This is a genomic window from Pseudolysobacter antarcticus (genome assembly GCF_004168365.1).
In the GTDB taxonomy this organism is placed as follows: Bacteria; Pseudomonadota; Gammaproteobacteria; order Xanthomonadales; family Rhodanobacteraceae; genus Pseudolysobacter; species Pseudolysobacter antarcticus.
On record NZ_CP035704.1, the window covers coordinates 2,535,985 to 2,561,210 of the forward strand.

Sequence of the window (25,226 nt, forward strand, 5' to 3'; positions counted from 1 at the left end):
TAGGAACAACGGCACGATCGACAGATTCGACGCGCCTCCCATCAATCCACGAGGAGAGAAAAAATGGCCAAGGGCATGGAACAAAAGAAAGACGCCAAGAAGAAACCGGAAAAGACCATGAAGGAAAAACGTCAGGAAAAAAATGCGAAGAAACAGTCGAAATCTTTCGGGCCTGCCAAGTAATCCCACACTTTATTGATGACTAGTTTCGGAAACTGGGAATTTACCTGTGATCTTGCAAGGACCTGCGCAGCCTACGCGCAGGTCAAGCACGGTAGTTCGGAAAACTGTGATTGCAACGGCTGTCGTAACTTTGTCCGCGTACGCGATACGGCATTTCCCGATAAATTTCTGCGATTACTCGAAAATCTTGGAATCGATCCGCAGAAAGATGGCGAAATTTTCCACTGTGCTCAGCTTTCACCTGGACGCCATAGCTACGGCGGGTGGTTTCACTTTGTCGGCACGCTGGAAAAAACGGGAGATTTTGCCCCGATTGAGTTAGGCGAAGGCTTTATCGCGTGGCTATGCCATTCCAGCGCGCCCGCACTCTCCAGATTGAAGGGATTACCGCTCGTGCAAGTTGAATTCAATGCGGAAAACATTCCTTGGTTATTGAATGAACCCGAACCGCAGTGAAAGCGTCGCCATCGTCGGCGGCGGGCCGGCGGGATTGATGGCGGCCGAAGTGGCTTGCGCGGCGGGCCTGCAAGTCGATGTGTTTGACACGATGGGTTCGGTCGGGCGCAAGTTTCTGCTGGCCGGCAAAGGCGGTTTGAATCTCACGCATTCCGAACCGTTCGCGCAGTTCGTGATGCGTTATAGCGCACGCCATGCCGAAGTCGAACATTGGCTGCAGTCGTTCGATGCAGCCGCGTTACGTGCATGGGCACGCGGCTTCGGCGTGGAAACATTTGTTGGCAGCTCGGGACGCGTATTTCCACGCGACCTCAAGGCCGCGCCATTGCTGCGTGGCTGGGTGCGGCGCCTGCGCGAAAGTGGCGTGCGCTTTCATGTGCATCATCGTTGCATCGGCTGGCATAACAGCGGCGCACTGCGATTTTCCAGCGCCGACAGTGAACGTCTGGTTGCAGCCGATGCGGTAATTCTCGCAATGGGCGGCGGCAGTTGGCCGGAGCTCGGTTCGGACGGCGCATGGCAAACGTGGCTGAGCGAAATGTCGGTCGATATCGCACCGCTGCAGCCGTCGAACTGCGGTTTCGAGCTGGACTGGAGCGAGCATTTTTCTTCGCGTCACGCCGGCCATCCGCTCAAAGCTGTGCGCATTTCCTTGATCGATCAACTTGGCGAACACCATTCGCAGCTTGGCGAATTTGTGATCACCGCCAAAGGTGTCGAAGGCAGCTTGATCTATGCACTCTCGGCCCCGCTGCGCGATACGATCACGGCACAAGGCAAGGTCGAAATTCGCCTCGATCTGACACCGGATCGCGACCTCGAAAGATTACATCGTGACCTCGCCCGCCCGCGTGGCGGTCGTTCGCTGGCAACACATTTGCGGCGCACGATCGGTATCGAAGGCGTCAAGGCTGGCTTGCTTTACGAAGTCGTGCCGAAGGCCGATTTCAACGATCCGCACAACCTCGCGGCATGGATCAAATCATTACCGTTGGTGTTGCAACGTCCGCGCCCGATCGCCGAGGCGATCAGCAGTTCCGGCGGAGTGAAATTTGCTGCGCTCGATAAAAACCTCATGCTGCGTGCGCGCCCCGGAATTTTCTGCGCGGGCGAGATGATCGACTGGGAAGCACCAACCGGCGGTTATCTGCTCACCGCGTGTTTTGCCAGTGGCCGTGTTGCCGGTCTCGGCGCGGTGGATTGGTTGAGCAGGCAAACCGAAGTCTGAAACCTTTGGCGCCAGCGGCCGACAGCGGGGTTTCCGTCATTCAAACGCAGCAGAAAAACGACGCTGCATTTCTTCTGGGGTGAGCTGCTCGATTTGCGTGCTGATCGACCAGGTGTGGCCGTACGGATCGACCAGCATGCCCATGCGATTGCCATGAAACTCGTCCTTGACTGCGCGCAATATCGTGGCGCCAGCGGCAATGGCGTGCGCGAAAAAATCGTCGACATCGTCGACACTCAGATGCAGTTTCACCGGCGAGCCGCCGATGCTTTGCGGACTTAAAGCGCCGAAATCCGGATACTCATCTGCCAGCATCAGCAACGAGTTGCCGATACGCAATTCGGCATGGCCAACCTTGCCGCCGGGTTCCGTTAACCGATACATTTCTTCGGCGCCGAAGGCCTCACGGTAGAACGCGATCGCACTCGCGGCATCACGCACCACGATGTACGGCGTGAGCGTATGAAATCCATCGGGAATCGTTTTGAGGTTTTTCATGGCGTTCTCCATGGTTGATTGAGGAATGATTGAGCCCAGCGAGCTTGCCGCGCAAAATTTGACCAGCTCGAAAAATATCGTTACGATACGTAACGTAATATTATGAAAAAATCATCCTCTGTCAAGCACCAATCCACCCCAACGTCGATCGCGGCGAATGCACGCGGTCGCCCGCGCAATGTCGAGGCGCGCAATGCGATCCTGACTGCGGCGCGTTCGATGCTGGAAGAAGGTGGGATTGCCGCGGTCACGATGGAAGGCATCGCGTTGCGTGCGGGTGTCGGCAAGCCGACGATTTACCGGACATGGCCAAACGCATTGGCGGTTGCGATGGCGGCGATGGTGGAAGTACCGGTCCAGGTCTCCGCTCGCCGAAAAACGCCCAGCGGCGTGGCGGATTTACGCCGGCAGCTGGCCGACATCATCGCGGTATTTGCCACCCGCATGGGGCGCAACGTCGCCATGGTTCTCGCGGCGAGCAACGCGGATACCGAGTTATCGAAAGTTTTTCGCAATCACTTCATTCTGGCGCGACGCAATGAAGGACGCAGCTTTGTCGAACGCGCAATCGCTCAGCATGAGATCCGAGTCGATATCGATATCGAAGTCGTGCTCGATTTGATTTATGCGCCAGTGTTCTATCGCTTGCTGGTCGGACATGCGGCGCTGGATTCGCGCTTCACCGATAGCGTGTTGGCGCATGTACTGGCAGGCATTGGTACCAATCCAGCCAATATAAAACGTCGTATTACAACGCCTTGATTGCTGCGATGGTGATACGCCAGCTTATTTTTGATTGGTGTTGCGTGACGCCTGCACGCCCTTGGCCGCACAGGTGTCGCGTCAAAATTACCGGCATAGCTGAAATTCAAAGCGTAACGCCGTTCAACCGATCACGGAAATTGCAACGGCACCGCGACCGGTGTGGTACCCGCCGCCGGCAGACCGATCGTCGCCATCGTCACGGCTGTCATGAGGAATCCTGCATTCGTCGGTACCGTATTGGTGCATACCCCGACGCCGCTTTCTTGTGACTGATAAGCGGGGGTCGGGGCGACCGACGTCGCCTGTCCATTCGCATTGGCGTTGGCGAGCGTGTAGACCTGCGAATTCTTCTGCGAATACAGGACGTTTTTCGCGTAGGTAGTGGCGCCTGCAGTAGCACTGCCGCTGTTGAGGTAGGCGTTACCGGTGCAATTCAATCCGGTGTAATACAACGGGCTTGTCGTTGTAATTGCACCGGCCAAGGTAATGCCCACCAGATGTTTCGTCGATGTATAGACCCACATGGTATTGGTCGAACCGGGACTACCCGGCGTTCCCATCGTCAGAATCGTACCGAGTGCCGCACCGGCTGAATCGCGTAACAAAGCACCTGCTGATGCTGTGCCTGCCGCGCCGGTGGCACCGGTAGCGCCAGCCGTACCGACGCCGGTGGCACCGGTGCTTCCTATCGCGCCGGTCGAGCCAGTAGCTCCGGTGACACCAGTAAGCCCATTAGGTCCGGTAGCGCCCGTTATGCCTGCGACGCCAGCGCCAGTGGCTCCGGTTGCTCCGGTCGAGCCCGTCACACCAGTGGCACCAGTGAATCCCGTCGATCCTGTCGCCCCCGTAACGCCGGCGCCAGTGGCGCCTGTTGCCCCCGATGGTCCGGTGTTACCGGTATTGCCTACTGTACCTGTGGAACCGGTCACGCCAGTTGCGCCCGTAACGCCTGCCCCCGTTGCACCGGTAGCTCCAGTCAGACCGATGCTGCCGGTATTGCCGGTCGCACCCACGCTACCCGTCGGGCCTGTGGCACCGGTGAATCCTGTTGCGCCGGTCACGCTGGCGCCCGTCACACCGGTGGCACCAATCGATCCCGTTGCGCCGGTATTGCCGATAACCCCGGTTGCACCGGTAGCGCCAACTCCAGTCGCGCCAGTAACGCCACTGAGTCCAGTTGCACCCGTAGCCCCTGTCACACCAGTGATTCCGGTAACGCCAGTCACCCCAGCGCTACCTTGAATGCCTTGAAAACCGGTGGCACCGATTGCGCCGGTGGAACCGGTCGGGCCGGTGTTACCCATCACGCCTGTGGCACCGGTCGGTCCGGCGACCAACGGCGGACATGTGCCGAGCTGTCCGGTGCTGGTATTGAAACAAACCGGGGAGTTTTCCTGCGCCGCACTCGGCAAGCCGCTGATGCTGACAGCGCCGCTCGGATCAACGACAAACCGCGCGATCGCGCCGGTGCTGTCCTTGATCACGACATTGCCGGCCGGCGGTGGTGTGATCTCGACATCGGCAGCGAACAGGTTGCCGCCTTGCAGCGCGAATGCGGTGCTGAGCGCCAACGCTAATGGATGTCGCTGCATACGATAGGTGCATGTCATTTCGTTACTCCCCCTGAAAAAACGAATACCGGCTTTGATATTGAATCGATCAAGGCACGCTGGCTAAATCGCGCACGAAGGTCGGTTGATGTTTGATGAATCGTGCCCCACGATGCCCGCCTCCATTGGCTTTTATCGACCAGTGACAATCGGAAGATTCCGGTCATGATTCGCAAGACGTCAGAGCAACAGATGCACCGCGGCTACCCCGACGCGGCTAACCGTAGGCGTAGTTCGCGCAGTTCGTCTGATTCCCCCCTTGTGCCAGATGAAAACAACTTAAGATCGGCGCCGCGATAGTATCGGGGAACGCCAAAATCCGCCAGCCCTTGGCAAACACAATGTTGATAGCATGAGGAATGAGCTGCACGCCGGTCGAGAGGGCAATCGAGCAAACAACCGGAAAACGTTTTGCTGATATCCGCGAACGCGAGCTTGCTTCAAGGCGCGGTAGTCGCGGATGCCACCGCAACGCAAATCATCCCAATCGTCGCACGCGGAAATTGCGGCCCTTGATCTTGCCGGCGCCGAGTCGTTCGAGCGCTTTCGTCGCCAACTTGCGCTGGATCGCGACGTACGCGCGCACATCGAAAATATCGATGCGCCCGACCGCTTCCGCCGCGACGCCGGCATCGCCAGTCAGTGCGCCGAGAATATCGCCCGCACGAACCTTGTCCTTGCGTCCGCCGTCGATCACCAGGGTCACCATCGCTGCGGCAGCGGGCAATTTTGTCTTGCTCGCGGAAAGATCGAGCTTGCCCCAACGCACGGGTTTCTGTTCGCGGGTTTCGATCGGCAAAACGCGATTGATTTCGCGCGGCGAACAGAGGCTCAAGGCCAAGCCCTTCTGCCCTGCCCGACCGGTGCGGCCGATGCGATGCACATGCACATCGGGATCGGTCGGCAATTCGTAGCTGATCACAGCCGCAAGTTCCTTGATATCCAGACCGCGAGCGGCGACGTCGGTGGCGACCAGCACCGCACAACTCTTGTTGGCGAACCGCACGAGAATTTCATCACGCTCGCGCTGCTCCAGATCGCCGTGCAAGGCGAGTACGGAGAAACCTTGCTGCGCCAGATGATCGGCAACGTCCTGTGTATCGCGTCGGGTATTGCAGAACACCACGGCCGACTCGGGCTGATACTCCGCCAGCAACGCCGCGAGTGCTTCGGGCTTGCGCGAAAATTCGACTTCAAAAAACAGCTGCTGTATTTCCTCGCTCTCGGGCGCAGTGTCGATCGTCACTTCGACCGGCGTGCGCTGCACGTTGGCGCTGATACTGCGGATCTCATCGGGATAGGTTGCCGAGAACAGCAACGTCTGGCGGGTTTTCGGCGTCTTCGCGATGATCTCGTTGATTGCTTCCTCGAAACCCATATCGAGCATGCGGTCGGCCTCATCCAGCACCAGCACCTTGAGCGACGACAGATGCAGCGTGCGCTTGCGCAGATGTTCCTGGATGCGTCCCGGCGTGCCGACCACGATATGCGGATCGTGACTCAGCGATGCGAGCTGCGGGCCGAGTGGAATTCCGCCGCACAAGGTCAGCACCTTGATGTTCGGCACAAACCGCGCGAGTCGGCGGATTTCCTTGGCGACTTGATCGGCAAGTTCGCGCGTTGGACAAAGCACCAGCGCCTGCACCTTGATGCGACTCGCATCGAGATGCGACAACAGCCCGAGGCCGAACGCGACCGTCTTGCCGCTCCCGGTACGCGCCTGCGCGATCACATCGCTGCCGGCCAGCATCGGCGGCAAGCTGAGCGCCTGCACCGGTGTCATTTGCGTGTACGAAAGTGCGTCCAGCGCCTGCATCAGCGGCGCGCTCAAAGCGAGTTCAGTGAAATTTTTCATGCGTCATGATCGCATCAAAACGCGCTGACTGCGGCATCGCACAATATTTTCCGGATTCATTGCGTAGAATTTGTCTGCTCGCCGCTCTCGATCAAGCCCGTAAAAACAGCGCGCCCAAGCCTGTGGTTCATCGGAAATTTCGGACTTCCAAAAGGGACAAATAGCGGACATAATGCCCGCAACCAAGCCCCGAATGAAAAATCGCAAATGGAAGAAGTGCATGCATTGTTGACGCGCCTGCGTGGCCGTTATCGTCAGAAAGAACTGGCCTACGCACTCGAAGTGGATGTGCGTACCTTGCGACGCTGGGAGGTCGGCGAAAGCGATCCGCCACCCTATCTGGCCGATGCCATTCGTCAACGTCTATTGCCGCTGGCCAGTCCGACGCACAAAACCGATGCAGCCTTCACTTTTATCGACCTGTTCGCCGGTATCGGTGGCATCCGCATGGGTTTCGAGGCGCATGGGGGACGTTGTGTTTTTACCAGCGAATGGAATTCCTACGCGCAGAAAACCTATCTGGAAAATTTCCCCGACGCCTCGCACACATTTGTCGGTGACATCACCCAAGTGGATGAAAACGACATTCCCGATCACGATGTATTGCTGGCCGGTTTTCCATGTCAGCCGTTCAGTATTGCAGGTGTGTCGAAAAAGAACGCGCTCGGTCGTGCCCACGGATTTGCCGATGAAACACAAGGCACTTTGTTTTTTGATGTGGCGCGCATCCTCAAGGCCAAACGTCCCAGAGCGTTTTTACTGGAGAACGTCAAGAATCTTGTCAGCCACGACAAGGGCAACACGTTTCGTGTGATCCAGAAAGTGCTGCGCGAAGATCTCGGATATCACATCCATTGCAAAGTGATCGACGGCCAGCATTTCGTGCCCCAACATCGTGAGCGTATTCTTGTCGTGGGTTTTCGTGAGGCAACCGATTTCTCGTGGGACGATTTGCAACTGCCGAAAACCGGCCCGCGCCTCAATTCCATCCTGCACCCGCAAGACGGTAGCGAGGCCGCCGAAGCGCCATTCACTAGCGGTATCAAAGCCAAGGTCGATGCGAAATACACATTAACGCCGCGCCTGTGGACTTACTTGCAGGAATACGCCGCCAAGCATCGCGCTGCGGGCAATGGTTTCGGCTTTGGGCTAGTCAATTCCGATAGCGTCTCGCGTACTCTATCTGCGCGCTATTACAAGGACGGATCGGAAATCCTGCTCGCGCAAGGCCCGCGCAAACGCCCACGTCGACTCACACCACGCGAATGCGCGCGGCTCATGGGATTGCCCGACAGTTTCAAGATTCCGGTGAGTGATACGCAGGCGTATCAGCTGCTCGCCGAAGCAGCAGTTGCGCCGATGATCGAAACCGTTGCAAAGTTGATCGCATCGAAGCTGCGCATCAAGGAAGCAACCGTGACTGATATTCCGAATATCTCACCACATGCATTCGCTACGGTAGGGAACTGGACGCAAGAGCAGCTTAAGCTCGCTTTTCATTTCTACTGCCAAACGCCATTCGGGAAGTTGCACAGCAAGAATCCTGAGATCATCAAGCTCGCGTCATTGATTGGCCGCACACCGAGCGCGTTAGCGATGAAGCTAGTTAACTTTGCCAGTCTCGATCCGTCGATTACCAGCTCGGGTCGTAAAGGTTTGAGTGGTGCCTCTGCGCTTGACCGGACAATTTGGAGAGAGTTTCACAACGATTGGGAAGGTCTAGCCGTTGAATGCGAGCAATTACACCAATATTTACTTCGAGAGAATGGCATTAAGCCCGTTCCTACTTTGGAGAAAGAAAACGATTTTTCATACATAGATTTTACTGGCGAGACTCGACTGGCTTTTACTCAGCAGCGCATCAAGCAGAATTTCTTTCGCCGGGCCGTGCTTAGTAGCTATCGCGAGCGCTGCTGTATTTCCGGAGTTTCCGATGCAAGATTGCTGGTTGCTAGCCATATCGTGCCGTGGAGTGTCGACAAGGCGAATCGATTGAATCCGAGCAATGGTTTATGTCTTTCCGCAATCCATGACAAGGCCTTCGATAGCTATCTATTTACGTTAAGTAATGACCGGCGCATTGTGCTTTCGGAGAAACTCAAAACAACCAAAGATAAATTCTTGCGTGAAGTGTTCTGGCCGACAGCGGACAAACAGATCGAGTTGCCTGAACGATTTCTTCCTGACCCATCATTAGTTGAGCTACATCGGAAGACATTGCAGGACAAACAAACAGCCGCTTGAGTGACTGTCCTATGAGCAGTGATCCCCACTATATTTCGGAAGATGAATTTTGGGCGCGTTGGGGGTCTTGCAAACAGACGAAGCAGGCCTATTCGATTTAGTAGACGTGAAAAACAAGCCGCTTAATCACGTCTGGACTGTGGTCGAATCTGGCAATAGCGATAACGAAAATTGGTATGCGTTGCCGGGCTTTCATATCGTAAACACGCTTGGTTATGTGCTAACCTGCCTGCCTTGGGATAACGATACATCTGACGCGATTTATTATGACTACCCTCGATGCTCACGCAATCAAAATGACGATTCTTAACTAAGCACGCGTTTTTTTCGAGAGCGAATAAATCTCAGCGAATGCTAACGGCTTCAACTCAATTTCACACTCAAGAACGAAAGAATTTGAATTTTAAATATCCAACAGCACACGTTTTCGACCGCGATTATTTCGCGACAAAACGCTCGATCCACGCCGCAAATGCATGCGTGAATTTGCCGAGGAATTCTGCTGTGGATGGATTCACGAGCTTGCCTTCGGCATCGAAATGTTTGTCGGCGCCGCCGAGACAAACTTCCGGCTGTGCCATCACGGCCACATTTACGCCGACCAGCGATTGACGCAGATGGTAGTTGGCGCCAAATCCGCCGGCCGCGCCGGGTGACGCGCTGACTACAGCGGCGGATTTGCCTTCCCAAATACTTTTGCCGTACGGGCGCGAGCCGACATCGACCGCGTTTTTCAATACGCCCGGAATCGAGCGATTGTATTCGGGCGTGACGAACAGCACCGCGTCGCTCGGGCCCACCTGATCGCGAAACGCAGTCCACGCCACTGGCGGCGTTTCCTCGTGATCCTGGTTGTACAACGGCAACTGGCCGATCTCGACGATATTCATTGTCAGGCTCGGCGGTGCAAGTTCCATCAGCACCAAGGCGAGTTTGCGATTCAGCGATTGCTTGCGCAGGCTGCCAATGATCACGGCGACGTTTCTGTTGGTGCTCATGTATTTCTCCGATGGCGGCAAACGTCAGGTTGATGGGTTGACGGCAATTTTGCGTCACGCAAATCCGGCGGTTGCAAATTCTTTTCGACGATTTGTGTCATCGCGCCCGCGAATCGCATTGTGCCGACTATTCACGAACAAAACCGCACTGTTCACAATGCCACAGCTGCTGGCATAGTGGCGACCTGTCATGTATCTCTCTCAAGGAATCGCTCGATGAAATTGATTGTCATGCTCAGCGTGTTGCTGGGTTTTTCCGCATCATCCTTTGCCGCGGAAATTGCGCTGGTCAACCCGGGTTTTGAAACACCGATGCAAGGTGAAGATATTCCCGGCTGGACGCAGTTGCAGCACGCGGGGATAGCTGCTTACGAGATGGGCATCGACAGCAAAATATTCCACGGCGGCAAGCACAGCTTTCGCATGAAACGTATCGCCGAACAAATGTATGGCCTGCTTGAACAGACCGTCCCTGTCGTCGGTGTTGGTGGGAAAGACATCGAACTATCCGCCATGCTGCGCAGCGAGGGCGTCGGCAAGGAAGGCTGGCGCTTGAGCGTGAACTTCATGACCGGCTCTGGCGACATTCTCACGCAGGCAAATTCCGCTATTGTCACTGGCACAAAAAAATCATGGCGGAGAGTTGTATTGCTGGCCAAAGCACCCGCCGGCACGACGTCGATAAGCGTTGGACTGTTATTGCAGGATCGAGGAACCATTTGGGCCGATGATATTCATTTGCGCGCAGTCGAAAAATAACGCTACCGCATATGTCAACGCTCTCCGGAATTTCAGCAGCATCCATCATGCGCAACGTGCGTTATCTGCAACTCGATGTTTTTGCGGCCAGCCGTGGCGGCGGCAATCCGCTCGGCGTCGTGCTCGATGCGCAGGCTTGGAGCGATGCTGACATGCAGGCGTTCGCCGCATGGACCGGCCTCGTCGAAACCACGTTCGTATTGCCGCCGACACAGAGCAGCGCGAGTTATCGCCTGCGCATTTTCACGCCGGTGCGAGAGATTGCATTTGCCGGTCATCCGAGTATCGGCAGCGCGCATGCCGTGCTCGAAACCGGCATGGCGAGCGCACATGACGGCACACTCGTGCAAGAGTGTGCCGCAGGATTGCTGACGATTCGCATCGACGGCGAAGGTAGCCAACGGCAGCTGTTTGTCGAAGCGCCGCGCGCACGAATTCTTGATCACGGACTGGCCGACCAGCCCTTGTTGCAGACGGTACTTGGCACCACCCGGCTCGGTATTTTGCCACCGGCGTTGGTCGAAGGTGGACGACGTTGGTGGTTAGCCGAGTTCGGCAGCAAAGCCGACTTGCGCGCGTGGCAACCGGATCATGCCGCGATCGCTGCGCTGGCAAAAGCGAGCGACAGCCTTGGTTTGTGCGTGTTCGCGCGCAGCCAGCATTTCGAGCGTCAACTCGTGGTGCGCGCGTTTCCGTGCGGCGTCGGCATCAACGAAGATCCCGCGTCGGGCGCAGCCAACGGTTTGATCGCCGCCTACATCGGTGCGCGCGAACCGCAGGGCGAGTTTGCGCAAGGTTATCGTGTCAGCCAAGGCCGCGAGATTGGCCACGATGCGCAGATTCTAGTCCGCATGCAGACCGGCGAAAACGTCTGGGTCGGCGGCCGCACCGATACCGTGATCAGCGGCACTGCAAGCTGGCCGTTGTCCCAATGAGCGCCGCCCTGGCTGTCATGCAACGACATTTTCCTGCACGGATCGATACCTCATGCTAAAGATTTATCCGACCACCGCAATACCATCATCCAAGCCAGCGCCAACGATGGAAAAAAATCACGCGGTGTGGTTCGACCTGCTCAATCCCACGCCCGAAGAAAAACAGCAGGCGGCAGATGCAACTGGCTTGAACATCCCCGAGCGCGACCAGATCAGCGGCATCGAACTTTCCAGCCGCATTCGTGCCGAAGGCGACGTGCTGTATCTCAACATTCCGTATTTTTCGGATGCGGCGCACAGCAACGAAGCGCCTACACCGCTGGGATTTTTGCTGACGTCCGACGTGCTGGTATCGCTGCGTTACAGTGATTCGCAGGCGTTTGATCTGGCCGAGTCGCGCATCGAAAAAAACACGGACGTTACCAGCATCGATGCGTTCATCACCATCATGGAGACGATCATCAATCTCGCTGCAGACCAGATGGAAGCCATCGCCGCAGAGCTCGGCCAACTGTCGCATGAAGTGCTTGCCGGCGCTGGCAAACGTTCAAGCTCACTGCGCGAACCGATGTTGCAAGTAGCGCGTCTGGAAAGCCGCCTCACGCGCATGCGCAGCTCGCTGATCGGGGTGCTGCGCGTGGTGACGTTCGCTCACGACGGCAAGCCGAAATGCATGGACATGCCGAGTCTCGCGCGTCTGCTGCTGGCCAAGAACGATCTGGTCGCACTCAACGAATTCGATGCGCAGCTTACCGACAAATTGCAGTTTTTGCTGGATGCGATTCTCGGCATTATCAACACCGATCAGAACGAGGTGATGAAGGTGCTGACAGTCGCGTCGGTCGCGGGCATTCCGCCGGTAATCCTCGCTGGCATCTGGGGCATGAACTTCAAGAATATGCCTGAGCTCGCGACCAATTGGGGTTATCCGATGGCGCTGCTGACGATGCTCGTGAGTTGCATCCTGCCGCTGTTGTGGTTCAAGCGACGTGGCTGGCTGTAGGGCATCGCATGAAATATGTACGCATGCCGATCGAGATCGAATCGCCGGAACAGATGGGTTACGGCAATATCAAATTCAATCTGACCGAAAGCTCGTTTCGCGATTGCAAATTCTCCGAGCTCGGCTTGAACCTGCAGGATCTCGTACTGTGTTACGGCGACCATCGCGGCCATCCAGCACTGCGCGAATTGCTCGCGCAGGATTTCGCTGTGCGCGCCGATGATGTGCTGCTTACCGTCGGCGCGGCATCGGCATTGTTCATCATCGCCACGTCATTGCTGCAGGCCGGTGACCGGCTGCTCGTGGTGCGACCGAATTATGCGACGAATATCGAAACACCGCGCGCGATCGGCGCGCAGATCGATTTTTTCGATCTCACTTTCGAGCAAGGATTTCGTATTGAAATCGACGCGCTTGCGGCGCGCATCCAGCCAGATACGCGACTGGTCAGCGTCACCACGCCGCACAATCCGACCGGCGTGATGCTGACCGAAACGGAGCTGCGTCGACTGGTTGAAATCACGGCAGAAAAAGGTTGTCTGCTGCTCGTCGACGAAACCTATCGCGACATGGCTTATGCCGCATTGCCGCCGCTCGCCGCATCGCTCGGATCGCACGTGATCAGCGTCGCCAGCCTGTCGAAAACCTATGGCCTGCCCGGCATTCGCCTCGGCTGGCTGGTTTGCCAGAATGCGACATTGATGCAAACCTTTCTCGCCGCAAAGGAGCAGATTTTTATCTGCGGCTCGATGCTCGATGAAGAAGTCGCGTGGCAATATCTGAAAAAACGCGATCGGTTTCTACCGGCCATCCGCGCCAAGATCGCGGAGAATCGCGAAGTCGTATTGCAATGGCTCGCCGGTGAAATACGGATCGAGTGCATACATCCGCAAGGTGGTGTGGTGTGTTTTCCGCGCATCAAGAAAAGTGCGGGCATCGATATCGAAAATTTCTATCGCGTGCTCAATGAAACCTATCAGACCTTCGTTGGGCCGGGGCACTGGTTCGAGCAGGAACGCACCTTCATGCGTATTGGTTTCGGCTGGCCGAGCACGGCCGAATTGAAACAGGGACTGGAAAATATTTCGCGGTCTTTGGACGAAACAAAGGTCTAACGGCTAGACTGGAAATCATGTCGAGGCTTCGCCCGCACCACGCGAAGAATTCGATTTCGACTATCCCTTGTTTCGCAGAGAGCCGCATGTCCGACTACCGTTTCCAGATCGTCAACGTCTTCGCCGACTCCGCCCTCAGCGGCAATCCACTGGCCGTGTTCGAGGATGCACGTGGACTCGATACGACCACGATGCAGGCGCTCGCACTGCAGTTCAATCTTTCCGAAACCACGTTCATTTTTCCGAGCGACACGGCCATCGCGCATGTGCGCATTTTCACGCCCGAATTCGAGATGCCGTTCGCCGGTCATCCAACCCTCGGCACGGCCCATGTATTGCGCGGACTGCGTAATAGCGGTGATGCAGTGACGTTGCAGATGCATGTCGGCATCGTTCCGGTCACTGCCGTCGGCGATCACTGGACCTTGCAGTCAGCGCAAGCGCCACGCGTGACCGAGCCAACCGCCACGCGCGCGCAGATCGCCTCGGCGATCGGGCTGGATGCCGATGCGATCGTCGCTGATCCATTGTGGATTGACACTGGCAGCAATCAGTTGGTGATTCCTCTGCGCGATGCGGCGGCGGTGCACGCGGTGGAAATCGACGCCGTATTGTTGCGCCGCGATTGCTATAACGGCCAGCGCGCGATGGCCTACGTGTTTGCCAAGACCGGCGCCGATACCGCGCTGGTGCGATTCTTTTTTCCACAAGGTGCAGCTTTCATCGAAGACCCCGGCACCGGTTCGGCGTGCGCGAATCTCGGCGGTTATCTGGTCGCGACCAAGCACACGTTACCGTTGTCGTGGACGCTGTCGCAAGGCGAGCGCACCGGTCGTCCGTGCACGCTAAAGCTGGGTGTGGATGCGGATAAAAACATCTTCGTAGGCGGACGCGTCATCGTGCTTGGCAGCGGCACGATCAGCTTGCCGTAATTTGTGTTCCTTGAGCGGCGATTCATCCTCTCGCCAAAATTGCGAGAGGATGAATCAGCCTGAGCCAAACTCCGAGCGGTCTCGAATACTTATTGCGGACCGATATTATCGGTCTTGTTGATGAAGTTCGCGACGTTGTCATGCAGCTCTTTCAGCGACTGCAGATGGGCGTAAACCATATGTCCCGACTCGTAATAATGCGTCTCGATGTTCTTCACGAGACTCTGCGGAATTGGCAGGTGGCGCATTTCGTAGTCGGCCGTGAAGAACGGCGTAGCGAGATCGAAATAACCCGAGTTCAACATCACGTTCAGACGCGGATTGTATTTCATCGCCGCCGCCAGATCGGGAATCACGTTCGGAAAACCCGGCACCGGAAACGGCGCGCCCGGTTGCTTGTGCTCGAACTTCCAGCCCGGGAATGTACCTTCCGCGAACAGGTGATACGTGTCGTCCTGGCCGAACTTTAGTTGCTTGCGCACGTAATCGTTGAAGCCCGCGACATACGCCGAGGAAATAGCCGCCGACTGCGGATCGTAAGCCGCGCCCTGCTCCAAGGCGTCCATCGTTGGGCCGGAGAAACGCGAGTCGAGGCGACCAGTAGTCAGGCCTTCATCGATCTGCAAGGTATGCTCGAACTCGCCACCATTGATACGCAGATCGGCGCGTTCGATGTAGTCGACTGGCAGGCCGATATAACTGTGCAACTTCTCGGCGATCGCACGCTTGCGCGCCGGATCAAGCGCCGTGCCCGCCGCCAGCGCCTGCGCATATTCGCCCATCGCGAACTGCTCGACTTCGGCCAAGAACGGCTTGAGTTCGGCCGGACGATTCGAGAGTTTCTTGTGATACCACGCCGTTGCCGCATATGTCGGCAGCACCAGCTGATACGAAAGATCCACGCCGGGATTAATCTGCGGGAAATCGATCAGCATCGCCATGTTCAGCACTTGCGACAGCAGGATCACGCCATTCAGGTCGATCGCTTTTTCACTCTGCAACAGATTCGCCAGCACCGCCGAACGCGTGGTGCCGTAGCTTTCGCCGAACAGGTATTTCGGTGAATTCCAGCGACCGTATTTCGACAGGAACTTGCCGATGAATTGTGCGAAGGCCTCGGCATCGGGATCGACACCGAAATAATCCTTCGGGCCTTTTTCCTTGTCGGCAAACGTACTGAAACCCGCCCCCGGCGCATCGATGAAAACCAGATCGCTGGCATCGAGCAAACTGTAATCGTTATTGATCAGGCCGTACGGCGCCGGTGCGGTGTGTTGATCGTCGTCGGTCACCACACGCTTCGGCCCGAACGCGCCCATATGCAGCCAGACGGTTGCTGATCCCGGGCCACCGTTGTAGATGAAAGTAACGGGGCGCTTCGATGCATCCGCACCCTTCTTGAAATACGCCGCGTAGAAAATGCTGGCCGTGCCGACGCCTTTTTTATCGTCCAGAATCAGCGTGCCGGCAACCGCCTTGTAATCGATGTGCTTGCCCTCGACGGTCACCGCGCCATCGGTCTCGGATTGTTTGGCGACAAGCTTTTCGGGCTTGGGCTGATCCTGTTTTGCCGCATCGGGCTTGGCATCCTTGGCCGGCGCATCTTCGGCGAAACTCGGCGCGGCAAGCGCCGACAAAGCGGTGACGATCACGGCGGTGCACAAGGTTTTCATGGTGTTTTCTCTGCTCGGGAGGATTAGTTGCGGTGCCAGCCAAGATCGCCAGCGCCACGTTGCCGATTACAGTCTGGCGCACGCGGCGATGCGGTTACACTCCCAGAAGTCACGCCGCAATACCTCCGCGAAAAATGCTTCGCGCCACCGCGCTACGCCCGAGGAGTGATCTTGCATTGCTGCAAATGGCGCGGTTGGCGATAATCCCCTACTTTGTGCCATTGATCACCACTCAGGAAAACGATGCTCACCTTTCTACCGACCTTCATTCGTTTGCCGCTGGTGTGCCTGCTGGTCGCGCTGAATTTGTTGCTGCATGTCACCCCACTCTTTCTGTTTGCAATCATCAAGGCGATCGTGCCGATCAAGGGATTCCGCCGCGTTTGTTCGCGCATCCTGGTGCTGCTGGCGGAAGACTGGATTGCGGTACACAGCGTGTTGTACCGCGTTTTCACGCGCATCGAATGGCGGGTCGAAGGGCTCAACGGCTTGCGTTATCGCGGCTGGTATCTAGTACTCAGCAATCACCAGAGCTGGGTGGATATTCCAGTGCTGCAGAAAATCTTCAACAAGCGCATTCCGTTCCTCAAGTTTTTTCTCAAGCAGCAATTGATCTGGGTGCCGGTGCTTGGCCTGGCGTGGTGGGCGCTGGATTTTCCGTTCATGCGCCGCTACTCACGCGCGACCTTGAAAAAACATCCCGAGCTGGCCGGCAAGGATATGGAAGAAACGCGTAAAGCCTGCGAACGTTTTCGCGATCTGCCGGTGTCGGTGATGAACTTCGTCGAAGGCACGCGCTTCACTGATGAAAAACATTCGCGCCAGCAATCGCCCTACGCGCATCTGCTGAAACCGAAATCCGGCGGTGCCGCGTTCGTGCTCGACAGCATGGGCGAGATTCTGCAATCGGTGATCGATGTCACGATCGTCTATCCCGATGGTCGCCCGACTCTCGTGGATCTGCTCGCCGGACGTGTGCGAAAAGTCAGCGTGGTAGTGCGTGAGCTGCCGATTCCGGCCGAACTTATGCACGGCGACTACGAAAACAATCCGTCGTTCCGCGCGCAGTTCCAGCAATGGGCCAACGGCATCTGGAAGGACAAGGACACGATTTTCGAGCGCCTGAATTAGGAGCAGAAGTGCCGGGCTCAGGGACTAAAAAACCACGGAAACACGTCATCGAAATACGTGATGACCTCGGCGAGGTATTGTGCAAAATACGTGTCGCCGACCTTGCCTCCGGTTTGGCCGGCGCGGACATGCAGGGAGTGTTTGGATATTCTGCTCAGCTTCAAGGTCAAAATATGTCAGGGGCGGAAATGTATTGGGCCCATCTCACTGGTGCCGATCTCAGCTTTGCGATTCTCACAGGTGCGGACATGCGAGGAGCGTTTCTCAATGACGCGATATGTCGGCATGCGAATTTCCGCTCTGCGAATTTGGGGCGCGACAATCTGGGCGGACGAACCTCCATCCTCGGCACCGACTTCACGGATGCCGTATTGAACGGTGCGATACTTGATGGTGCTGTGTTCGACGACCGCACTATTTTTCCGAAAGGCTATCACCCGAAAAGTCACGGACTGATTCACTTTAACGAGCTCGCATCGACCGAGGCGATCGCCAAGGCACACAAACGCAAAAAATGAATCGGCTGAGCAACACTCAGCCCACACTCTCAGCGCTGTAGCGTGCGAGCAATCCGCTGCGCACCGCCGAGCGATAAACCCGGCTGAAGCACAGATACGCGAGCACGATCTGGATTAGCGCGAGCGCCAGCCCGATCAATAATGACGACGACGAAAATGCTGCGCCCGCGACTACCGCGCGCATGCCTTCGAACACATACGATGGCGGCAAGACATAACCGATCCACTGCATCCAGTGCGGCAAAACGGACAACGGATAAAACACCGCAGCGAATGGCGACAACAGCGCTGGAATCGGCCACACAAGCCACTCCGACGCCGGCCCGAGACGCAACACCAGCGCGCTGGCAAAAATGCCGAGTGCGATGCCGAACAAAAACAGCACGGCGACGAACGGAACCAGCAGTACACCGTAAACAAAAAACGATAAACCAAATACCGTCGTCGCCAAAACCAGCATCACCACCAAACCGATCAGGCTGGTCACGATGCTGGTCAGCACCAGGCCACTAACGTATTCCGAGATCGACAACGGTGTGGCGAATACGTTGAGAAAGTTACGCGACCAGACGTCTTCGAAAAAGGCGATCGTCACGCCTTGCATCACACGCGTGAAAAAGTCCCACAGCAGCACTGCACCGAGCAGACTCGGCACAAAATCGTGGCCCGGCGATGACACGGTATTGAGATAACGCGCGATGAATCCCCACAGCACGATATCGATCGCCACCCAGGCGAACAGCGGCACGACGCGGGTCGGGCTGCTGCGCAGCAGATAAAACTGGCGCAGGAAAATAGCGTAGATACGACGCGGATTCATCGTCCGCTCTCCGCATACGCCAGCGGTTCGCGCGCGAGGCTGATGAACAATTCTTCGAGCGATGCAACACCGTGTTCGCCGGGCAAGGTTTTCGGATTGCCTTCGAGCAGAATGCGACCGTGCGACAGGAACAGCACACGATCGCAGACGTCCTGCACTTCGTACATATTGTGCGACGTCCACAAGATTCCACCGTTACCATGCGTGGCGATATCGCGAATGCTGCGGCGGATATCCTGCGCGGTAGCGGGATCGAGCGACGCCGTCGGCTCATCCAGCAACAGCAGTTGCGGCGCGTTCAACAGCGCCTTGGCCAGACTGACGCGCGTCTGTTCACCGGAAGATAGCACGCCGCATTTTGTGTCGCGGAATCGGCGCAGCTCGAATTGATCGAGCAAGGTTTCGATGCGCGCATTGAGCTGTGCGACGTCATAGATCAGACCAAAAAACCGCAGGTTCTGATACACCGTCATATTACCCGGCAACGGCGCATACACCGCCGCGAAGTTGGTCCGTGCGAGGGCGCGAGTGCGTTGTTTCGCCAGCGCGATGCCCTCGATTTCGATCTCACCCGCGCTCGGTTCGAGTACGCCGAGGATCATGTTGATCGTGGTGGTTTTGCCAGCACCGTTCGGCCCGAGCAAACCGACGATTTCATTGCGCCGCACCTCGAACGAAACACTATCGACGGCGACCGTCGCGCTGTATTGCTTGCGCAGATGACGCACCGAAAGAATGATGTCGGGATCAGCTATCGTATTGATTTTCGCTTCGTGCACACTCATTCCGTTAGCATGTCAGTTTTGATTCAGGTCATGGCTTGCGCGACCGGCAGATTCATCATCCGCCTGCCGCGAGTATGCCGGATCACCGATCGTTTTCTGGAATTTTTTTGCATGCCGTTGCCCTCCCTTGCTTCACCTGCTCGCGCCCAGATTCGACGCTGGGTGATCAGCGCTTTTCCGCGCGATCCGAGTCTCGGGCTGAGCTATGACGAGCCGCTTGGCGATCCCGGTTTGTTCGGTCCGGAAAGTATTACGTGGAAAATTCATGCCGACTTTCCGGGCATGCTTTCGGGCGGTCTGTGCGCGCTGATGTTGCAGACGCTGCATCCCCTCGCTTTGGCGGGCGTGTGGGATCATTCGAATTTCCGCACCGATCTGGTCGGACGCCTGCGTCGCACTACTGCCTTTGTCGCCGGCACCACGTACGCGGCGCGCGCACCGGCTGAGGCCTTGATCGCGAAGGTGCGACAAATTCATGCGCGCGTGCGCGGCACCGCAGCCGACGGACGTAGCTATTCGGCGGACGATCCGGCATTGCTGACCTGGGTGCACATCACCGAGGCGTACGGATTTCTCGAAGGTTATCGGCGTTACAGCCACGCGCGTTTGCCACAGCAGGCGGTAGATCGTTATTACGACGAAACCCGACGTGTGGCCGAAGCGCTCGGTGCGCGGAATGTGCCGGCATCGCACAGCGAGGTGATGGATTATTTCCGCGATAAACGGGCCGAACTCGAGTTCAGCGAGCGCTCGCGCATCGTGTTGGATATCCTTACACGCATCCGCCTGCCGGTGCCGGCAGCGGGCGTGACACGCAATCTGTTTCTCGGCGCCGGTGCCGTATTGTTGCCGGACTGGGCCAGAGTCCTGCTGCGCGAAAGTACGATTCAGCGTGCTCAAGCGCGGATCGCCGCGACGACATTGTGGAGCATCGCGCCACTGTTCCGCGCCGCGCTCGATGACGGCATTGCCGCACGCGCGTGTCGCCGGCTTGGCCTCGCGCCGGACGCGCTGTATCGCTGGCCGTGAACAAAAATACAAGCCACCCACTGAACTCGACCGCACGATCGCCATGACCGAAAACTTCGACGTAATAATCATCGGCGGTGGCGCCGCCGGGCTGATGTGCGCGATCACTGCGGGTCAGCGTGGGCGACGCGTGCTGCTGATCGAACACGCCAATCGGGTCGGCAAGAAAATTCTCATGTCGGGCGGCGGACGCTGCAACTTCACCAATCTCGGCGTGACGCCGGGCAATTACCTTTCCGCCAATCCGCACTTCTGCAAATCTGCCCTCGCGCGCTACAAACCAGCCGACTTTATCGCGATGGTCGAGCGCCACGGTATCGCCTATCACGAGAAGGAACTCGGGCAAATGTTTTGCGACGATTCCTCGAAGCAGATCGTGTCCATGCTGCTGGATGAATGCGCCGCGGCGAATGTGCGTATCGAAACCAGTTGCACGATCACGCGCGTGAAAAGCGGCGACGGTGGTTTTCGTATCGAGACCGCACTCGGCACCTTCGCCGCTGCGGCGCTCGTCGTCGCGAGTGGCGGTTTGTCGATTCCGAGCATGGGCGCGAGCGGCTTCGGTTACGAACTCGCGCGCCAATTCGGTCACCACGTATTGCCGACGCGTGCCGGCCTCGTGCCGCTCACGCTCAGCGGCAAACATCACGAGCGCTTGCAGGATCTCAGCGGCGTGGCATTGACAGTCGAGAGTCAATGCAATGGTGAAACATTCCGCGCCGGTTTGTTGATCACGCACCGCGGCGTGAGCGGTCCGGCGATCCTGCAAATTTCGTCGTACTGGAATCCCGGCGATGATCTGCGCCTGAACCTGTTGCCCGATGGCGATGCCCTCGCCCGCCTGCGCGAACAGCAAGCCGAGCGACCTTTGGCCGAGTTGAAAAACGTGCTGGCCGATATCCTGCCGCGTCGGCTGGCGTTGCGTTTTTGCGAAATCTGGTTGACCAGCAAACCGATGCGCCAGTATCGCGATAACGAACTACAGCAGATCGCCAGCCAACTCGAAAACTGGCCACTGGTCGCGAGCGGCACCGAAGGGTATCGCACCGCCGAAGTCACGCTCGGCGGCGTGGATACCGAAGAACTGTCATCCAGCTCGATGCAATCGCGGCTGGTTGCGGGCCTGTATTTCATCGGTGAAGTGGTGGATGTCACTGGCCATCTGGGCGGCTACAACTTTCAATGGGCGTGGGCATCCGGACACGCCGCCGGTAGCGCTATCTGAGCACTGGCCTATTAGTGTGATTTGTATAACGCGCCCATCAGGCAACACATCAGCGGGAAAGTATTGCTTGCGCCACGCTGTGTTCCAGCGTTTGTTGCATGACACGCAAACCCTGCACGATCATCGCACCGATATTCGGCGCGAGTTCATCAGGCAACAGGTCGGCGATCCACAGCACACGGCTGCGCCCGGCATCCTCGGCAAATACCTGCAACGATGCATTGTGATGCGTGAGCCTGCCGCCGACGATAGCCCAAACCAGGCGACGACGGTCGTGATCTATCGCAACGATCAATTCGCGAGCCACGAGGCCATTCGCAAACGTGACGATTCTGACACCGGGCTCAAGCTGCGTGTCGACGACAAAACCCGGCGCCAGCCGCGTGTGCACCGCGCCGACATCGGCAACGGCAGCCCATATATACTCTGGGCTTGCATCGATAGAAATTTCCTGGTGAATGGATGCCATCGTGTTTCCCTCTCAGACTTGATATTGCCGGTGATTGATTCGTTCACCGCTTTCTTCGCGGACGAACAGCATGCTAGGCCGAGGCAATCAGGCGTTCTTGGAAAATCTTGCGGTTTCCTTGCGCCGCGTAACGAAAGTTTCGTGGCGATACACCTGCGGCGCGATGAAAGCTGCGCACGAAATTCGACAGATCGGCAAATCCGACATCGAGCGCGATATCGGTGATCGCGCACGTATCACTCGCGAGCAGACTCGCCGCATTGCGCAAACGGCAACGCAACAGATATTGATGTGGCGTCACGCCGAGCACCGTGGCGAACAGGCGCAGAAAATGAAACGCAGTCAAACCGACTTCGCTCGCAACGATTGCCAGATCGATGGCTTGATGCGCATGGGCATCTATCCACAGCGCCGCCTGCACCGCACGCCGCCGATCGTTGGCGCGGGTTGGCAAATACTGGTGTTGCCGTCCGGATACAAGCTCGACAAAACGCGCGGCAAACAGCATGCCGATTTCATCGAGTCCCAAATTGCTGTCTGCCGTTGCTGCTGATTGCGCGAGTTCACCGAGCACAACCAAGGGCGCCAATGGCGGCACGCTGGAGGTTCGCCAAATCGCGCTGCGATCGTCGATGCTGTCGATCAGTTCTGGTGCAAGTTGGAAAGACAAACACTCGTCACCACAAACATGATGATCGTGCGTGCAGATGAATTCATCGCCCGGATAACCGACCATCACCGATCCGGCGACAAGCTCGGATATGCGACCGCGACTGCGCAAGCCGAAGCTGCCCTTGCGCACATACGAAAGCGAATAACCATCGTACAGTTCGACAAACGATTTATCGCGCGGCGTGGCGCTGCAACGGTAGTCGACGACCGTGATGGATTTGCGCCGCAGCAAGGTTGTTGTCGTCATGGCTGATAGATCCTATCGGCGTCAGTGCATGCTGACCATCTGCGTATTTTTGTATCCATTCTTCGCCATCAATCTGTCACGATACGCGCGTGATCAGCGTTATGGAATCATTACCCACTGCCGACCGCTTCGATGAACGGGACGAACGACATGACCATGCAAAGCCCATCGCAATCGTATGCGGATCGGACACGTTTGCGTTCGGCATGACGAAATTTCTTCGGCAAAGTGGCATAGCCGCCCATGCGCGCATGAGCTTGATTGCCGTTTGTCTTGGTATGGATGTCTGCGCCGGGCTACAAGCCCGCGAAATCATTCCGGAAGCGGCGCCATCGACGGCAAAAACAGCCACTCAGGGTATCGGCTTTTCGCCGACTATCTCAGCCAGGGACTTCGCGGCGCATGTCAAAATACTGGCGTCGGATGAATTCGGCGGTCGGGCGCCGGGCACGGCGGGCGAAGAAAAAACCTTGCAATATCTGGTAGCGCAATTCCAGCGCATGGGTCTGGCGCCCGGCAATGGCGAGAGCTATTTCCAGACCGTCACGGTGATGACCAGCAGCACCGATGTCAGGCGCAGCAGCATGCAGATCGTGCTGCCGGAAAAACACCAGGAGCTATTGTTCGGCACGCAGATGTTGATCGCTACGCGCACCGGAAAATCCGAAACAGTACTGCAAGACAGTCCGATGGTATTCGTCGGTTTCGGCATCAATGCGCCGGGACAAAATTGGAACGATTACGCCGACATCGACATCAAGGGCAAGACCGTGGTGATGCTGAGCGGCGCGCCAGATTTCCACATGGCAGCCGCCACACCCTACGAAAATCATCGCCTGAATTTTTATGCGCGACCCAACTACAAGTTCGAGGAAGCAGCGCGCCAGGGCGCCGCGGCGGCACTGATCATCCACGACAAACGCGGCACCGGTTATGATTGGTACGCGTTGCAGAAGCGTTGGAGCAAAGCGCAATTCGATCTGCCTGCGGACGGCGCTGAGTCACGTTTGCCGGTGCAGGGCTGGATCAACGGGGATGTTGCACCATCGCTATTTGCGAGTGCTGGTCTGGATTTTTCGCGATTGCGCGCAGCCGCTGGCCAGCGTGATTTCAAGCCGGTCGTGCTGACCGATGCCAAGCTCGATATCGCGCTGGCAAGTCGCATCGTAATCGGCGAATCTCGCAATGTGATTGCAAAACTGGTCGGCTCCAAATATCCCAACGAAGCGATTATTTATTCCGCGCACTGGGATCATCTCGGTACGCATCCGAACGAACCCGGCAACAACATTTATCACGGCGCAATCGACAACGCGAGCGGCGTTGCTGGCGTGCTTGAAATTGCTGCCCAGTTCGCGACGCAAAATCCAAAGCCGGAACGCAGTATCGTTTTCCTCATTCCGACCTTCGAAGAAGAAGGCTTGATCGGCTCGAAGTTCTACACCAGACATCCGTCGATTCCGCTGCAAGATATCGTCGCCGATATCAATTTCGATGTGCTGGTGCCGATCGGACCGGCGCGCGATTTTGTCGTGGTCGGGCTCGGTTATTCCACACTGGATGCGATCGTGAAACCTTTGGTCGCTGCCCAAGGTCGAGTCATCGCTGCGGAAGACGTATCGCAAGCGGACAGTTTCTACCGCTCGGATCATTTGAGTTTCGCGCTCGCCGGCGTGCCGGTGCTGTACATGGCAGGCGGTACGCGCAGTCAAGGCATGAGTCTGCGCAGCCAGGATTTCGCGCAGTCGACGCGCAGCGATTATGGCAATCATCGCTACCATACTCCCGCCGACAAGTTCGATCCGCATTGGGATCTGCGTGGCATTGTGCAGGATCTGCAAGTGTCATATGCGGTCGGCGCAACTCTCGCCAACAGTCGCGAGTGGCCGAAATATCAAGCGGGCACTGTATATCGCTCGATCAGCGATTCACTACATGCCGCAAGCGCGCATTGAACGTATTGCGGTAGTCGTCAACGCCAACGACTCGGCGCGAACTTTCGATACGCATGAAAACGCTTGTTTATCTTTTGATCGTCTCCATGTCGAACGCGCCACCGCGTATCTGGCCGAGCCG

General features: G+C 57.2%; 23 protein-coding genes. 14 read left to right on the forward strand and 9 right to left on the reverse strand.

Annotated elements, in window-relative coordinates:
• The first annotated feature begins 198 nt into the window (after window positions 1–198).
• Together ELE36_RS10745 and ELE36_RS10750 are read left to right on the forward strand one after the other, a co-directional pair.
• Window positions 199–639 carry a hypothetical protein gene (locus tag ELE36_RS10745; RefSeq protein WP_129833168.1) on the forward strand — a complete coding sequence of 147 codons (441 nt, stop codon included), beginning with the start codon at window positions 199–201 and terminating at the stop codon, window positions 637–639.
• Window positions 620–1,867, forward strand: a complete 1,248-nt coding sequence (locus tag ELE36_RS10750; protein ID WP_129833170.1) for a TIGR03862 family flavoprotein — start codon at window positions 620–622, stop codon at window positions 1,865–1,867. Before ELE36_RS10745 ends, ELE36_RS10750 begins: the two co-directional genes overlap by 20 nt.
• A 36-nt stretch (window positions 1,868–1,903) precedes the next feature.
• Here ELE36_RS10750 and ELE36_RS10755 read toward each other — a convergent pair whose 3' ends face one another.
• A complete protein-coding gene (locus tag ELE36_RS10755; RefSeq protein ID WP_129833172.1) occupies window positions 1,904–2,365 on the reverse strand; it encodes a VOC family protein in 462 nt (153 codons plus the stop codon).
• 102 nt (window positions 2,366–2,467) lie between these two features.
• Between ELE36_RS10755 and ELE36_RS10760 the strand changes: the two genes are divergently transcribed.
• Window positions 2,468–3,127, forward strand: a complete 660-nt coding sequence (locus ELE36_RS10760; RefSeq protein WP_129833174.1) for a TetR/AcrR family transcriptional regulator — start codon at window positions 2,468–2,470, stop codon at window positions 3,125–3,127.
• 131 nt (window positions 3,128–3,258) lie between these two features.
• On the opposite strand, the gene ELE36_RS20980 is transcribed toward ELE36_RS10760, so the two are convergent.
• Window positions 3,259–4,740 (reverse strand): beta strand repeat-containing protein, encoded by a 1,482-nt coding sequence (locus ELE36_RS20980; RefSeq protein WP_277987044.1) that lies wholly within the window; start codon window positions 4,738–4,740, stop codon window positions 3,259–3,261.
• Window positions 4,741–5,218: 478 nt separating this feature from the next.
• Entirely contained in the window at window positions 5,219–6,595 is a 1,377-nt protein-coding gene (dbpA, locus tag ELE36_RS10770; protein WP_129833176.1) for an ATP-dependent RNA helicase DbpA, read from the reverse strand.
• 225 nt (window positions 6,596–6,820) lie between these two features.
• Between dbpA and dcm the strand changes: the two genes are divergently transcribed.
• Complete coding sequence (gene dcm / locus ELE36_RS20985) at window positions 6,821–8,839, forward strand: DNA (cytosine-5-)-methyltransferase (RefSeq protein WP_277987045.1); 2,019 nt, start codon at window positions 6,821–6,823, stop codon at window positions 8,837–8,839.
• Window positions 8,840–9,276: 437 nt separating this feature from the next.
• Here dcm and ELE36_RS10780 read toward each other — a convergent pair whose 3' ends face one another.
• Window positions 9,277–9,837 carry an NADPH-dependent FMN reductase gene (locus ELE36_RS10780; RefSeq protein ID WP_129833178.1) on the reverse strand — a complete coding sequence of 187 codons (561 nt, stop codon included), beginning with the start codon at window positions 9,835–9,837 and terminating at the stop codon, window positions 9,277–9,279.
• A gap of 120 nt (window positions 9,838–9,957) precedes the next feature.
• Between ELE36_RS10780 and ELE36_RS10785 the strand changes: the two genes are divergently transcribed.
• The 5 genes from ELE36_RS10785 (at window position 9,958) to ELE36_RS10805 (ending at window position 14,581) form a co-directional block, all read left to right on the forward strand.
• Complete coding sequence (locus tag ELE36_RS10785; protein WP_129833180.1) at window positions 9,958–10,596, forward strand: hypothetical protein; 639 nt, start codon at window positions 9,958–9,960, stop codon at window positions 10,594–10,596.
• A 47-nt stretch (window positions 10,597–10,643) separates the two neighbouring features.
• Complete coding sequence (locus tag ELE36_RS10790) at window positions 10,644–11,531, forward strand: PhzF family phenazine biosynthesis protein (RefSeq protein WP_129833182.1); 888 nt, start codon at window positions 10,644–10,646, stop codon at window positions 11,529–11,531.
• 52 nt (window positions 11,532–11,583) lie between these two features.
• The gene (locus ELE36_RS10795; protein ID WP_129833184.1) at window positions 11,584–12,534 is read left to right on the forward strand and encodes a CorA family divalent cation transporter; all 951 of its coding nucleotides are present in this window, start codon (window positions 11,584–11,586) and stop codon (window positions 12,532–12,534) included.
• Between the two features lie 8 nt (window positions 12,535–12,542).
• Window positions 12,543–13,649, forward strand: a complete 1,107-nt coding sequence (locus tag ELE36_RS10800; protein ID WP_129833186.1) for a pyridoxal phosphate-dependent aminotransferase — start codon at window positions 12,543–12,545, stop codon at window positions 13,647–13,649.
• Between the two features lie 86 nt (window positions 13,650–13,735).
• Window positions 13,736–14,581, forward strand: coding sequence for a PhzF family phenazine biosynthesis protein (locus tag ELE36_RS10805; RefSeq protein WP_129833188.1), 846 nt, complete (start codon window positions 13,736–13,738; stop codon window positions 14,579–14,581).
• 89 nt (window positions 14,582–14,670) lie between these two features.
• On the opposite strand, the gene ELE36_RS10810 is transcribed toward ELE36_RS10805, so the two are convergent.
• On the reverse strand, window positions 14,671–16,254 hold the full coding sequence (locus ELE36_RS10810) for a S10 family peptidase (RefSeq protein ID WP_129833190.1): 1,584 nt from the start codon (window positions 16,252–16,254) through the stop codon (window positions 14,671–14,673).
• 243 nt (window positions 16,255–16,497) lie between these two features.
• Between ELE36_RS10810 and ELE36_RS10815 the strand changes: the two genes are divergently transcribed.
• Window positions 16,498–17,385, forward strand: coding sequence for an acyltransferase (locus ELE36_RS10815; RefSeq protein ID WP_129833192.1), 888 nt, complete (start codon window positions 16,498–16,500; stop codon window positions 17,383–17,385).
• Window positions 17,386–17,393: 8 nt separating this feature from the next.
• On the forward strand, window positions 17,394–17,903 hold the full coding sequence (locus ELE36_RS10820; protein ID WP_165371568.1) for a pentapeptide repeat-containing protein: 510 nt from the start codon (window positions 17,394–17,396) through the stop codon (window positions 17,901–17,903).
• Between the two features lie 16 nt (window positions 17,904–17,919).
• Here the strand turns inward: ELE36_RS10820 and ELE36_RS10825 are convergent, their stop codons facing one another.
• Entirely contained in the window at window positions 17,920–18,723 is an 804-nt protein-coding gene (locus tag ELE36_RS10825) for an ABC transporter permease (RefSeq protein ID WP_129833196.1), read from the reverse strand.
• Entirely contained in the window at window positions 18,720–19,508 is a 789-nt protein-coding gene (locus ELE36_RS10830; RefSeq protein ID WP_129833198.1) for an ABC transporter ATP-binding protein, read from the reverse strand. Before ELE36_RS10830 ends, ELE36_RS10825 begins: the two co-directional genes overlap by 4 nt.
• Window positions 19,509–19,619: 111 nt before the next feature.
• On the opposite strand from ELE36_RS10830, the gene ELE36_RS10835 reads away from it, so the two are divergent.
• Window positions 19,620–20,537 carry an oxygenase MpaB family protein gene (locus ELE36_RS10835; RefSeq protein WP_129833200.1) on the forward strand — a complete coding sequence of 306 codons (918 nt, stop codon included), beginning with the start codon at window positions 19,620–19,622 and terminating at the stop codon, window positions 20,535–20,537.
• A 43-nt stretch (window positions 20,538–20,580) separates the two neighbouring features.
• Window positions 20,581–21,762: a BaiN/RdsA family NAD(P)/FAD-dependent oxidoreductase gene (locus ELE36_RS10840; RefSeq protein WP_129833202.1), complete on the forward strand. Its 1,182-nt coding sequence runs from the start codon at window positions 20,581–20,583 to the stop codon at window positions 21,760–21,762.
• A gap of 49 nt (window positions 21,763–21,811) precedes the next feature.
• Here the strand turns inward: ELE36_RS10840 and ELE36_RS10845 are convergent, their stop codons facing one another.
• Both ELE36_RS10845 and ELE36_RS10850 read right to left on the reverse strand, forming a co-directional pair.
• A complete protein-coding gene (locus ELE36_RS10845; protein WP_129833204.1) occupies window positions 21,812–22,231 on the reverse strand; it encodes an SRPBCC family protein in 420 nt (139 codons plus the stop codon).
• A 73-nt stretch (window positions 22,232–22,304) separates the two neighbouring features.
• Complete coding sequence (locus ELE36_RS10850) at window positions 22,305–23,150, reverse strand: helix-turn-helix transcriptional regulator (RefSeq protein ID WP_129833206.1); 846 nt, start codon at window positions 23,148–23,150, stop codon at window positions 22,305–22,307.
• Between the two features lie 251 nt (window positions 23,151–23,401).
• Here ELE36_RS10850 and ELE36_RS10855 point away from each other — a divergent pair, with 251 nt between their 5' ends.
• Window positions 23,402–25,105, forward strand: a complete 1,704-nt coding sequence (locus ELE36_RS10855; RefSeq protein WP_165371569.1) for a M28 family peptidase — start codon at window positions 23,402–23,404, stop codon at window positions 25,103–25,105.
• Window positions 25,106–25,226: the final 121 nt, after the last annotated feature.